This window comes from Eubacterium barkeri, from assembly GCF_900107125.1.
Classification (GTDB): domain Bacteria; phylum Bacillota; class Clostridia; order Eubacteriales; family Eubacteriaceae; genus Eubacterium_O; species Eubacterium_O barkeri.
Genome location: NZ_FNOU01000031.1, coordinates 1 through 12,365, shown reverse-complemented (window position 1 = coordinate 12,365; position 12,365 = coordinate 1). Strand labels below are relative to the sequence as shown.

Here is a 12,365-nt window from a genome sequence, read left to right as displayed (position 1 = left end):
ATATGACGCTTTCTAAAAAAGGAGAACAAATTCTGGGGCTGATGATAAAAAATAATCGAAAGCCAATGACGGTCAAATCCATGGCGACCATTCTTAAAATATCACCGCGCACTGTCAATAATTACTTGAAGGAGGTGGCAGAGTATTGTCAGGCGAATCATTATGATTATCATGCGGTGCGAGGGAGGGGGATTTGGCTGGAGCTCGATAATCAGGAGCTTAAGAGAATCAGCGAAAGCGTTAATCTAAGCTTACTGAAAGATCGAGATCAACGAGTCTTTTATATCTTGCGTACCTTGCTCATGGGATGGAACACCTACTCTGCCCGATTGTTTGCAGAGGAGCTGTATGTTTCAACTTCCTTGATTCGGAATGATTTAGAAAGCGTTAAGTATATCCTGGATTCCCTTGATATTCAGCTCATTCGTTTCAAGGATGGCCGGTTATCCGTTGCGGGATCTGAATTGAAAATTCGAAGTGCGTTGGTAAAATTTAACCGGATTTTGGATACGCCCATTGAAACACTAACCCTTCTAAGACCTGACTTTCGCATAAGCCAAGAAGACTTTTGCCGTTGTACCATGATCTATGGGAGCTCTGGGGTTACTCTAGCGATTAAGACGATCCACCAATTTGAAGAAAAAACGGAATTGGCGTTTATTGACTATTGCTTTACAATGATGGTGGAGTACCTCTGTGTCATGCTCCTTCGGTTTAAAAATGGCAATCCTCTCTTAGAAAAGCCACTAGCGGTGAAGGCAGCGGTTAATTCCAAGGTTGAATTATTTATGGGCCTATTCTGGAAAAATTGTGGAATGGAAACGCTACGAGAACCCTTGGAGCAGTATTATATTATGCTGTTACTATCGGCATCTGAATTTCAAAATGGATACAAGATTAAAGCATATGCCATCACCGAAGAGGCAATTAATCTGCTGGTCCAGAGCTATCTGGCCAGCGCGGGATCCATTTACAGATATGGTGATAGGTCAAAGGTCATTGAAGATTTTATCTACGGTTCCATGCTGCGGTGCCGTTATGGCCTTGAAATCATTAATCCGTATTTGCAAGAAATTAAGAATGATAACCCAACAACCTTCATTAGCTGCGCGGCCTTAGAAAGTCAATACATTAAATTAACAGGAACCATTCCATCAGAACACGAATTATCAATATTGACTTTATACGCTAGTGGAGCTTTAAAAAAAGAGGTGAAAAAACTCCAATGTATTTTGGTGCAGGCAGGTGGCCTTTTTTGTGCAGAAATGATTGCTAAAAAAATACAAGAAAGTGTATATGGATTATCGGTGATTGCCATTGTATCGCCACGGGAGCTCAAGAACCTGGTGGGTGTGAACTACCAATTTATCATAACAACAATAAAAGATTTTGAATGTGATTCGCCTCTTGTCAATATATCACCAATCGTGAGTGAGGGGGATTTAATTAAAATTAATCAATGCTGCGACCATCTGCTCTATTCACAGGCAGAGCCAAGACATAAGCAGCGATTTATTGATTATTTCGATGCTGAATTTATCTATTTGGATATAGATGTGGATTCAAAGGAAAAATTGATTTGTAAGGTTAGCCACATCCTGGAGCAAAGGGGCTATGTCCGCTCAGATTATTATAAAGAAATCCTTCACCGGGAAGAATTGAATACCACTGAGTTTGACTCGGGGATTGCGATGCCCCATGGCATTGAAAACTCAGTCATCCAACCCATTGTCGTTATCGTTCGTTTGAAAAACAAGATGATTTGGAGTATGAATGAAGTGGATATTGTTTTTTATCTGGCCCTCAATTTTACAGATATTCAAATGACGCGTTACTTTTTTAAATGCTTCTACAATAAAATAATGGATACCGCCATCATCAATGGGATCCGCATGGCAAAGAATCAGACCGAGGTATTACGGCTGATGGAAAATTAAATTTGGAAGAAAGATTAAAAAAGACTCCGGGTGCAGGTCTGGTCATGGGACAAGACTTGCACCCGGAGTTTATTTAAAAGAGGGTATTAATGTGTGGTTAGCGTATAAAATTGGTGCGTAGAGGGATTTCAAATTTCGGAATACAGACACCAGAAGCAGTTCCTGATTCAATACATTTCATGAGCCAAGCCATATTTACACAAAGGGTATGAATGGTTTGAAGTCCTTCGAAATCCGTTAAAACGTCATCAGGAGTGAGCCCATGGACCTGATTCCAATATTGAGATCCGACGGTGAGCATATTTGAAATACCAAAATATTTATTGATTTGATCAAAGGCGGAGGAAGCACCACCTCTTCTGCAATTGACAATCGCCGCAGCCGGTTTGCAGTAGAAGACACTTGGGTTCGAGTAGAACAATCGATCCATAAAACAGGTTAAACTTCCTGATGCAGCAGAATAGTGAACCGGAGAAGCAAAAATGAATGCATCAGCCTTCGCTGCTTTTTCAGAGAATTGATTAACGATATCCTTGAAAATACAGCGATGGCTTTTCTTACAAGCTTTACAATCGAGACAGCCTGATATTGGCGTCTTTCCAATCCAGAATTCTTCTGCTTCGATGCCCTGGGCGGCAAAGACGTGGGAAGCTTGCTTTAAAATGGTATGAATGCAGCCCCTCTGATGGGGGCTGCCGTTAATTAATTGAACTTTCATAAAGCGTCCTAGATTTGAAAAACGATTTTAATGGCATTTAATTGATGCGCATCCAATGTCTTAAAAATCTCAGGTGCATCAGAGAGTGGCAGCTGATGAGAAATCAGTGAATGGACATCCAAACGCTTTTGTTCAAGATATTCAAGGGTGGCATCCCATTCCTTACCAGGAAAGGGTGCAGAGTAAGAGTTCCAGGCACCGGTAATGGTAATTTCATTGCGAACGATGTGTTCAAATACTTCTGGAGGAATCACAACATCCTTATGGGCGGTTCCCAAATAAAGGATTCGTCCGTGTTTTTTAGTACATGAAATCGCCTGGACCTGTGTAATGTTTGATCCAGCGTTTTCAATGGTGACATCGACACCTTCGTCGGAAGAGAGCTGTTTGACAGAAGAGATAACAGATGCGGTTTCTGCATTAATCGTATCCGTTGCCCCTAGTTTTTTTGAAAGGGATAAACGTTCAGGATCCAAATCGACTGCTATGATCTGTGTTGCACCCATAATTTTGGCAAATTGAACGGCAAAGAGACCGATGGGGCCACAGCCTAAAATACAAACGGAATCGCCAGGATTAATTTTAATACGTCTCATACCATGGAGGGTTACAGCGGCCGGTTCCACTGCAGCCCCCTCCTCAAAGGAGATACCCTCTGGTAATGGAATGATGTTTTGAACTGGGGCTTTAACATATTCTGCAAATCCACCATCGGTTCGTGAGCCAAGGTAATTGTAGTTTTCACATTGTCCATAATGACCACTTTGGCAATGGGTGCACTTAAAGCAAGGCAGAATGGGAACGACAAGAACCCGATCGCCAATAGAAAGCCCCTCAACTGAGGAACCAAGCTGGTCAATCGTGCCACAGAATTCATGTCCAGGAATTGTAGGGAAGTGATAGGTACCAGTGTGCATTATTCGTCCTAAATCTGAACCGCAAATGCCTGCGGCCTTTACACGAACCAAAACGTCATTCTCATTAATCTGTGGGATGGGAACACGCTCAAAACGTAAATCAGCAGGGGCATGCAATACAGCTGCTTGCATCGTATTTTTCATTTTCATTAGGTCTTCTCCCCTTAAAAAGCGAAAACAGTTTTCATACCCTTGCCAGATACAGCGTGTGCGAAGGCTTCATTAGCAGATTCGATGGAGAAGCGGGCGGTGACCAGATCACCGATATGGATTTTCCCAGAAGCAGCAATGGATAAGGATTCGTTAAAATCATCCAAGCTAGAACCGGTGGTGCCCAGAACGGTTAATTCTTTATAATGGATGAGATTCGTATTGAGCGTAACCATTTCCTTGCCTGAGGGCATGCCACCGAAAAAATTAACCCGACCGAGGGGAGCAGCAACCTCAAGGGCTAAGGTCTGTATGGAAGGCACGGAACAAGCTGTAATAACAATGTCAGCACCAACACCAGCAGTTTGTTCAAAAATAAAATCCTTAAGATCCTTTTTATCGGAATTAATGGTGTAGTCAGCTCCGTAGCGTTTGATTTCAGAAAGCCGTGCATCTGAAATATCGGCAACGATGATTTTAGTGGCACCAGCGAGTTTATTAATCATGACATGACAGGCACCAATTGGACCAGCTCCAATAATCAGGACAGTATCACCCGGTTTTGTTTTTAGGGCTCGGTAGGAATGATAGGTACAAGATAAGGGTTCGGCCACGGCCGCTTCTTCAAAAGACATGGAATCAGGAATCGGAATGACATTTCCCTGACGAATAGCTTCGGCAGGAACACGCATATACTCCTGAAAGCCCCCATCATAGCTAATGCCAAAGGCTTCGTAATTAGAACACATATTATTAAGTCCTTTTAAGCACATGGGACAGGTTCCACATCCCACGTTAGGGGGAAGAGAGATACGCATTCCAATCGTGTAGTCTGTAACATTTTTACCACATTTTGCAATAATTCCAGCGACTTCATGTCCGAGAACTCGCTTTGAACCAGCTGGAATTTTGAAATGCCCCCCTTTGTAAATTCGTAAATCCGTACCACAGATTGCACTTGCTTTTACTTGAATTAAAATTTCATCTGATTTAATTTCAGGGATAGGAACGTCTTCTACTCGAACATCTTCAACGCCATAAAAATAAGCAGCTTTCATAAACATAACCTCCGAATTTTATTCTATATAAATATTATAAAATAAAATTTTATTTTGTCAATGGCTTTTTATGAATTTAAAAGTTATCGCGTTTCTTTTACAGATTGGTATGTTTTATCAAGATTCTCCAGTACTTTTTCAAAATTATAAGATGCATAAATACCATAAAGAATATCAATAACCATAATTTGTGCTGTTTTAGCAGCTGTGGATTCCCAATTAATGGCGTTTGTAAGGGGATGGCTATGATCTGCCGTAAAGATCGAGACATCAGATTCTGAAATAACAGGGGAATTTGAATCTGAGGTGATACAGATGGTCTTGGCTCCTTGAGCCTTGGCGTATTTGAGTGTTTGAACGATGGATCGAGTTTTCCCTGAATGGGTAATTCCAAGAACAAGGGTATTGGTCGTCGCGCAGCAGCCCATCATGAGCTGCATGGTATTATCCTTGGGGAATAAGCATCTCTTCCCAGCACGGGTAAAGCGCATGACACCTTCTTCACAAGCAACGGCGGAAGACCCGGTTCCAATAAAAAGGATGAGGTCTGCAGCTTCAATAAGATCCACTGCTTGGCGGAGCACGGTGTAATTGAGATGATCCTTGGTGGTTGTCATTACCTGCATATTACGAAAATGAATTTTGTCAATAATCGTTTTGATAGACTCATTCTTTTGGATATCTTCGTAGACGTAAGAAGGGGGCGCTTCTGTGAGATTGGATTCTTCTGGGGCATTCATTTCCATAACGGCCTGGGCAAGGGCAAGCTTAAGGGCTTGGTAATTCTTATACCCCGATTCTTTGACGAAACGGGTAACGGTTGATTCCGCGACGCTGCAGACAGAGGCCATTTTTTTGATGGTCATGGACTGGCTTTCATCTAGATGATTTAGGATATAGTCTGCAATCTTGCGAAGGGCGGGATTGTAATAGGCTAATTTAGATTGAATATCTTCAATGGCATTTCGATTAGTGGTCATTCTTTTCTCCATATAATTGTAAAATAAAATTTTATTCTATTATTATATGCTGAATTCCAAAGGATGTAAAGACGAAGAAAAACAAGGCTAACATAGAATAAAAATTTATTCTGCAATAATATTGACAAAAATAAAATTTTATTTTATACTATGGTCATAAAATAATTAAAGCGCGTTTTAAAAATGAAAGGGTTAAAATGAGAACAAACAAAAAACTAGAAAACAAGATTGCGTTAATCACGGGTGGAGCCTCTGGGATTGGTGAGGCTATCGCAAAGATTTATGCATCCGAGGGCTGCAATATGCTGTTGATTGATGTTAATGGTGAACGTCTTACTACTGTTGTTGATGAGATTAAGGCAATGGGAGTGGAATGTGAAGGGATTACTGCCGATGTTTCTGATGAACAATCGGTCATCGCTTTCTTTAAAACAGCAATGGATAAATGGGGACGGATTGATTTGGTCGTCAATAGCGCCGGACGAGATTCACTGGCACCCCCAATTTCACAGGTTACCATGGAAGAATGGAACAAAACCATTGGTCCAAATCTGACGGGTGTATTTCTGTGCTGCCGCGAAGCTTTTAGAGTAATGGAAAAACAGGAAACTGGCGGTCGGATTATGAATATCGGTTCTTCATCAACGAAAGTAGCCTCTTGCCCGGGCCATAGTCCATACCGTGCGTCTAAACATGGCATGCTGGGCTTGAGTAAGAATATTCTTTTGGAGGGGATGAATAAAAACATTGGAGTTACAGTGATTAATCCATCCCATGTTAAGACGCCTATGACTGAAGTTATTGACAGCGGTGAATATGATGGTGGTTTAACGGCTTATGTTGAAGGCTGGCTGGATGAAAAGGAACTGAAAGAAGGGATACACGCGAGCTGCATCGATGTCTCTAATGTGGCAGAAATTGCTTTGTTTGTGGCGACTCGCACACCAGATGTCACAATTCCGACGATTTCTTTTTATCCAACACATAAGATTCCACGGTATGGCATGGAAGTCTAAACATAAAAAACAGGAGAGATAATATTATGGAAAAAAAGTATATTTTAGCCTTTGATGCTGGGACTACGGGGTGTCGTTCTATCGTATTTGATAAAAAAGGTGAGATGGTCTCCATGGCCTATCAGGAGTTTAAACAGATTTATCCTAATCCAGGATGGGTTGAGCATAATCCTGTAGATATTTGGAATGCACAGTACAGTACCGCCCAAAAGGCCATTTTTGAAGCTGGGATTAAGCCCGAGGAAGTGGCGGGAATCGGTATTACGAATCAGAGAGAAACTGCTGTGATTTGGGAGAAATCAACGGGGAAACCCATTATGAATGCCTTGGTTTGGCAGGATTGTAGAACAGCCGATTTTTGTGATGAGCTTAAAGAACGTGGTTTATCGGAATATGTTACCCAAACAACAGGATTACTCATTGATTCCTATTTTTCTGGAACTAAGGTTAAGTGGATGTTGGATCATGTGGAGGGTGCCAGAGAAAAAGCTGAAAATGGAGAATTACTATTTGGGACCATTGATACATGGCTCATTTGGAATCTTACGGGTGGAAAAACTCATGTCATCGACTATTCCAATGCATCTCGAACACTGCTCTTTAATATTAATGATGTTAAATGGGATGAACGAATGCTTAAAGAGTTGGATATTCCAGAATCTATTCTTCCAGAACCAAGACCATCAAGTGAGGTCTATGGTATGACAGATCCTACTATTTTCTTTGGCTCGAGCATTCCTGTTGCCGCAGCGATTGGCGATCAGCAGGGAGCGCTATTTGGACAGGCCTGCTTTAATGAAGGAATGGTGAAGGCAACCTATGGTACGGGTGGATCTCTTATGATGAATACGGGATTTGAGCCGATCAAATCGAAGAATGGTTTATTGACTACCATCGCCTGGGGACTGGATGGAAAGGTCGAGTACGCTATCGAAGGACTATTATATGTTGTCGGTGCTTCTGTCCAATGGTTACGTGATGAACTAAGATTTATTTCTGAAGCGGATGAAACGGAATTTTTTGCAAAAAAAGTTAAGGATACGAATGGTGTTTATGTCGTACCCGCATTTGTGGGATTATCTGCCCCGTATTGGGATCAGCATGCCCGAGGCGCTATTTTAGGGCTAACTCGGGGAGCAAATCGTAAACATATCATAAGGGCAGTGCTGGAATCAATGGGATATCAAATTCGAGATGTTATTGAATGTATGGAAACCGATTCAGGGATTAAAAATACGGAATTAAAAGTGGATGGCGGTGCGTGTAAAAATAATTTTGTCATGCAGTTCCAGTCCGATTTATTAGGTGTCCCTGTCGTACGTCCAAAGTTTGTTGAATCTACGGCCCGAGGTGCTGCATTTTTAGCTGGACTCGCGACTGGATTCTGGAAAAGTAAGGATGAATTGCTGGGAGCCTTTGAGTTGGATCAAAAATTCGAGCCAGAAATCACCAGAGAAGCAAGCAATCAGTTATATCGGGGATGGCAGGATGCTGTCGGCTGTGTATTGACTAATAGAGCAAAAGTATAGGAGTAAAAAGAACATGAAAAAATTGACTGTACAGGAATTAGCAAATTATTTTGATCACACTTGCTTAGCTGCAGACGCAAGGGTTAGTGATTTTGAAAAGCTTTGCCAGGAAAGTAAAGACTATGGTTTTAAAATGGTGGCTATCAATTCTGCACCGGTCGCCTTGTGTAGAGAATTGTTGAAGGATAGTCCGGTTCATGTTGGTGCGGCAATTAGTTTTCCATTGGGTCAAACCGTATTGGAAACAAAATGCTTTGAAACAGAGAAGGCCATAAAAGAAGGGGCTGATGAGATTGATTATGTCATTAATCTCGTAGAATTAAAAAAAGGAAACTGGAAATATCTGGAAAAAGAAATGGAATCCATTGTTTCAATCTGTCGGGAACACAAGGTGCTTTCAAAAGTTATCTTTGAAAACTGTTTGTTAACGAAAGAAGAAATTATCAAAATGGCAGAAATTGCAAAGAAAGTTAAACCGGATTTTATTAAAACATCAACGGGTTTTTCAACCGGTGGTGCGACAGTAGAGGATGTTCGGTTAATGAAATCAATTGTTGGTGATACTGTAAAGGTTAAAGCAGCTGGTGGGATCCGCAATTTAGAAACATGCCTGGCAATGATTGAAGCCGGTGCGGAGCGAATCGGTAGCTCTAGCAGTGTTAAGATTGTTGAAGAGTATAAAAAGAAAAATAATTAATTTTGGGGAGATAATCGTGGAAAATACGGGTAATAGAAAATTTTTCGATCATATGCTGGAAGGTTTAAATGCAATGATTCCCTTTGTTGTTGCTGGTGGTATTCTTATGGCCATTGGTTTCGCCATTTCTGGTGCAGATGCTATGTCTGCGCCAAAAGAAGGGTTGGGAACCTTGGGCCAGGTGATCTATGGTATTGGTAGTGGACATACAATGTCTTTGATGTTCTTAATTGTTGGCGGCTTTATTGCTACTTCCATTGCAGATAATCGTGCCCTTCTTGCAGGTATGGTTGGTGGGAGCATTGCGGCAAGCAATGGTTCTACTTTTTTAGGAGCTGTCATTGGAGGATTTTTAGCTGGATACTGTGTCAAGTTGATGATTAAGTATATTAAATTGCCTGAAGCATTGAATGGTGTGTATGAAATTTTACTGATTCCTGTGGGTTCGACTTTGATTGTAGGCTTAATCTGTACTTATGTTGTTGGAATGCCTGTTGCATTTTTAATGGACAGCCTCACGGCATTATTAAATAGTATGCAGGGAGGAAGCCTAGTCCTTTTATGTGCTGTTTTGGGCGCAATGATGGCTGTTGATCTATGTGGACCCATTTTACGTGTGGCCTATTTCTTTGGTGTTGCCGCGGTGGTGGCTCAACCAGGCGTTCCCCAGGTTGTAATGGGGGCTGTCATTGCGGCTGGAATGATTCCTCCGTTAGCAATGGCATTGGCATCAACAATTCAAAAGAAGAAATTTACAGAGCAGGAAATAGAGGCCGGAAAAGCGGCTTGGATATTAGGGGCTTCGTTGATTTGTGAAGGATATATTCCTTTTGCCATTAATGATCCTAAACGTGTTATTCCAGCTTGTGCTATTGGATCAGCAGTTGCGGGTATTATTATTGCTCTGTTTAAAACAGGAACAACAGTGGTTCATGGTGGAATTTTTATTTTACCAATTCCTGGAGCTGTAGAAAATCCATTAGGATTTGTTGTCGCAATTGTTGTAGGAACGCTCACGGCAGCTGCTATAACGCTTGTAATGAAAAAGACTGTGGAAAAAAGTGAGGTTCAAGGATAGACCAAAGAAGAATTTAATGGGTAATAATAAAATTAAACTCGTTGTTACAGATTTGGATGGAACGCTTTTAACTTCGGAAGATAAGATTTCGGATATAAACAAAAAGATGTTGTTAAAGCTTAGGGAGCAAGGTATTGCTAGTGTTATTGCCACTGGTCGTCCACTTTCGGAGTGTATGACATACGTTGACGAAATTCAGGCATATCCCTACATTGTGAGCATGAATGGAGCAATGACCCTCAATTTAGACAGAGGAAAAATACTTCATCAAGAATTTATGTTGCAAAAAGAGGCTCGATCCATTGTAAAAGTATTGGATGGACTTTCGGTTTTTTATGAAATGTATACGCCATATGGTCTGATGACACCGTTACAGATGAAAAAACGGCTGGTTGGCAGCGGGTTACACCGTTCCTATATTGAGTCTTTTGGAAGTCAAATTCTATACTTAAACAATATTCAAATGTTTACCAATCGCGTGCACAAGTTCTTTGTTGCCACGACAGATAATGATATCAAACCTCAAATTGAAGAAGCTTTGGCAGATCAAAATGTTTTGGTTTTATCATCATTAGGTGCTTTTGTAGAAATAATACCTAAAACCTGTGATAAAATTATGGGCGTAGTAGCCGTTTGTAACGATATGGGCATTTCTTTAGATGAGGTAATGGCCATTGGCGACAGTCAAAATGATATGGCGCTTTTAAAACGTGCAGGCATTGGTATTGCCATGAATAATGCACCAGATGCAGTAAAAAAATGTGCAACACATATAACCGCAACGAATGATGAAGATGGTGTTGCAAAAGCATTGAATAACATTCTGAACATAAAATAACATATTGATCCCCCTCTAGAGAAGACGAAGGTTAGATTATCTTCGTCTTCTCTTTAGTGATGCAAAAGACGGTAAAAATAATTTGTTCAAGGGAGAAAGACGATTGGATAAAATAGGAAAACAGGGAGATTCTCACACTAGGTGCAGAGCATAGGACTCTGTACTTTTTGATTGAAATGTGAGAGATGACTCTAATTCGCTGTCATACATGAAACGATTTACGAATAAAGGAAATTGTTTTATAATTTTCTTAATTTATAGAAGTACTAAAAGGGGAATAAAATGGGAAAGAAAATATGGCAGTCAAATCTGACTAAAAATCCAAGGGATGCAGATGATTATTATATTGAGCGCGTGGATTCCATTATAGAAAATGCCGTGTATCGAAGGGTGGATTGTCTACAGCAAACTAAACAATTTGCATCCAGCTCTAAAGGCAGATTTTTTTATGGCGATCCTATATTTAATCTTTTTAAATTGGAGGCGGGTATATATGACACACAAAAAACAGGCGGGATAAACTAATGGAAGATGTGCGGTGAAAATTTGGGACACCATCGGCAGAAAACGTTAACTATGCATGGATTCTGATCCACCACCTTGCCCCCCAATGGAAAAATCGTATGAAGCATATATTAGAAATAAGAAAAGTCGCTAACACCCCGAGAAAGTAATAGCGACTCCTGTAAAAAAATGATTTCCGGGGCACCATAGCCGTAGTTGATAGTGCGCCTTTTTTATGATTACAGTATACGATCTGAGACGGTGGAAAGCAAGGATTAAAGATAACAGACATCGTTATTGTGGGAAGCTGGGAAGTAAAAAATGGAAAGCTGGGGAAATTACAACAGGTTTTGGAACATGCTTTTTATAATACAGAAATTATTGAATTGGAAACAATGGAAGATGAAGCAATTTCCAATACAGCAAAACGAAACAGAGGATTTTCGCCAATGTTTCAATCGATATGGCAGGAAAAAAGATCTAGTAAAGTGACTATTGATAATATCCACCGGATTCTAAATAGCTTTTTGGCATGGCTTAAGGATGAGAATTTAGAAATTATGCAGATTATTGCGGTGAACTTAGAGCTTTGGTATTGAACAGTTGCTGGGACATTAGCGAATTGATACGACCTTGAGAATAAAATGGTTAAACAGAGCAATTTAAAAATGCGTACAGGAAATATATTGGGTAGGGACGTAAATGATATGTTTACCGTGAATCAAAATATGATGATATCGCTTTCTGTAGAAAGTAAAACATGAAATATTAACCAAACAGGCGTAGGCCTGGCCTACTGGTTGCGGTTAGTGGATAAGTCCCCTTAGATGGGAGGACGCTTATGATAAAGTATGTCCTTGGCTATTTTCTTGTCTTAGGATTGATTTTGTTGTGGAATCATGCCGCATCGAAATTGTCAAAAGCAGAAGAAAAAGCGTATGAA

12 protein-coding genes are annotated in these 12,365 nt (G+C 40.6%); 8 read left to right on the top strand and 4 right to left on the bottom strand.

Annotated features, from left to right (window positions below; translation table 11 throughout):
* The first annotated feature begins 2 nt into the window (after window positions 1-2).
* Window positions 3-1,937 carry a BglG family transcription antiterminator gene (locus BLU30_RS13270; protein ID WP_090247106.1) on the top strand — a complete coding sequence of 645 codons (1,935 nt, stop codon included), beginning with the start codon at window positions 3-5 and terminating at the stop codon, window positions 1,935-1,937.
* A gap of 97 nt (window positions 1,938-2,034) precedes the next feature.
* Here the strand turns inward: BLU30_RS13270 and BLU30_RS13265 are convergent, their stop codons facing one another.
* The 4 genes from BLU30_RS13265 to BLU30_RS13250 form a co-directional block, all read right to left on the bottom strand.
* On the bottom strand, window positions 2,035-2,655 hold the full coding sequence (locus tag BLU30_RS13265) for a flavodoxin family protein (RefSeq protein WP_090247104.1): 621 nt from the start codon (window positions 2,653-2,655) through the stop codon (window positions 2,035-2,037).
* An 8-nt stretch (window positions 2,656-2,663) separates the two neighbouring features.
* Window positions 2,664-3,722: a galactitol-1-phosphate 5-dehydrogenase gene (locus tag BLU30_RS13260; RefSeq protein WP_090247103.1), complete on the bottom strand. Its 1,059-nt coding sequence runs from the start codon at window positions 3,720-3,722 to the stop codon at window positions 2,664-2,666.
* Between the two features lie 14 nt (window positions 3,723-3,736).
* Window positions 3,737-4,780, bottom strand: a complete 1,044-nt coding sequence (locus BLU30_RS13255; RefSeq protein ID WP_176770951.1) for a zinc-dependent dehydrogenase — start codon at window positions 4,778-4,780, stop codon at window positions 3,737-3,739.
* Between the two features lie 83 nt (window positions 4,781-4,863).
* Window positions 4,864-5,760 (bottom strand): MurR/RpiR family transcriptional regulator, encoded by an 897-nt coding sequence (locus BLU30_RS13250; protein WP_176770950.1) that lies wholly within the window; start codon window positions 5,758-5,760, stop codon window positions 4,864-4,866.
* A gap of 197 nt (window positions 5,761-5,957) precedes the next feature.
* On the opposite strand from BLU30_RS13250, the gene BLU30_RS13245 reads away from it, so the two are divergent.
* The 7 genes from BLU30_RS13245 (at window position 5,958) to BLU30_RS13215 (ending at window position 12,021) form a co-directional block, all read left to right on the top strand.
* A complete protein-coding gene (locus BLU30_RS13245) occupies window positions 5,958-6,776 on the top strand; it encodes an SDR family oxidoreductase (RefSeq protein ID WP_090247097.1) in 819 nt (272 codons plus the stop codon).
* A 26-nt stretch (window positions 6,777-6,802) separates the two neighbouring features.
* Entirely contained in the window at window positions 6,803-8,305 is a 1,503-nt protein-coding gene (glpK, locus tag BLU30_RS13240) for a glycerol kinase GlpK (RefSeq protein WP_090247095.1), read from the top strand.
* Window positions 8,306-8,318: 13 nt separating this feature from the next.
* Entirely contained in the window at window positions 8,319-9,002 is a 684-nt protein-coding gene (gene deoC, locus BLU30_RS13235) for a deoxyribose-phosphate aldolase (RefSeq protein WP_090247094.1), read from the top strand.
* Between the two features lie 16 nt (window positions 9,003-9,018).
* Window positions 9,019-10,080: a PTS fructose transporter subunit IIC gene (locus BLU30_RS13230; protein ID WP_090247093.1), complete on the top strand. Its 1,062-nt coding sequence runs from the start codon at window positions 9,019-9,021 to the stop codon at window positions 10,078-10,080.
* 16 nt (window positions 10,081-10,096) lie between these two features.
* Entirely contained in the window at window positions 10,097-10,918 is an 822-nt protein-coding gene (locus BLU30_RS13225) for a Cof-type HAD-IIB family hydrolase (RefSeq protein WP_090247092.1), read from the top strand.
* A gap of 282 nt (window positions 10,919-11,200) precedes the next feature.
* Window positions 11,201-11,443 carry a hypothetical protein gene (locus BLU30_RS13220; RefSeq protein WP_090247091.1) on the top strand — a complete coding sequence of 81 codons (243 nt, stop codon included), beginning with the start codon at window positions 11,201-11,203 and terminating at the stop codon, window positions 11,441-11,443.
* 278 nt (window positions 11,444-11,721) lie between these two features.
* Entirely contained in the window at window positions 11,722-12,021 is a 300-nt protein-coding gene (locus BLU30_RS13215; protein ID WP_090247089.1) for a hypothetical protein, read from the top strand.
* Window positions 12,022-12,365 lie beyond the last annotated feature (344 nt).

What these genes read in the sequence shown, in the direction of transcription:
- BLU30_RS13270 (WP_090247106.1), top strand. Translation starts at nt 3, where the DNA reads ATGACGCTTTCTAAAAAAGGAGAACAAATTCTGGGGCTGATGATAAAA.
- BLU30_RS13265 (WP_090247104.1), bottom strand. Translation starts at nt 2,655, where the DNA reads ATGAAAGTTCAATTAATTAACGGCAGCCCCCATCAGAGGGGCTGCATT.
- BLU30_RS13260 (WP_090247103.1), bottom strand. Translation starts at nt 3,722, where the DNA reads ATGAAAATGAAAAATACGATGCAAGCAGCTGTATTGCATGCCCCTGCT.
- BLU30_RS13255 (WP_176770951.1), bottom strand. Translation starts at nt 4,780, where the DNA reads ATGAAAGCTGCTTATTTTTATGGCGTTGAAGATGTTCGAGTAGAAGAC.
- BLU30_RS13250 (WP_176770950.1), bottom strand. Translation starts at nt 5,760, where the DNA reads ATGACCACTAATCGAAATGCCATTGAAGATATTCAATCTAAATTAGCC.
- BLU30_RS13245 (WP_090247097.1), top strand. Translation starts at nt 5,958, where the DNA reads ATGAGAACAAACAAAAAACTAGAAAACAAGATTGCGTTAATCACGGGT.
- glpK (WP_090247095.1), top strand. Translation starts at nt 6,803, where the DNA reads ATGGAAAAAAAGTATATTTTAGCCTTTGATGCTGGGACTACGGGGTGT.
- deoC (WP_090247094.1), top strand. Translation starts at nt 8,319, where the DNA reads ATGAAAAAATTGACTGTACAGGAATTAGCAAATTATTTTGATCACACT.
- BLU30_RS13225 (WP_090247092.1), top strand. Translation starts at nt 10,097, where the DNA reads ATGGGTAATAATAAAATTAAACTCGTTGTTACAGATTTGGATGGAACG.
- BLU30_RS13220 (WP_090247091.1), top strand. Translation starts at nt 11,201, where the DNA reads ATGGGAAAGAAAATATGGCAGTCAAATCTGACTAAAAATCCAAGGGAT.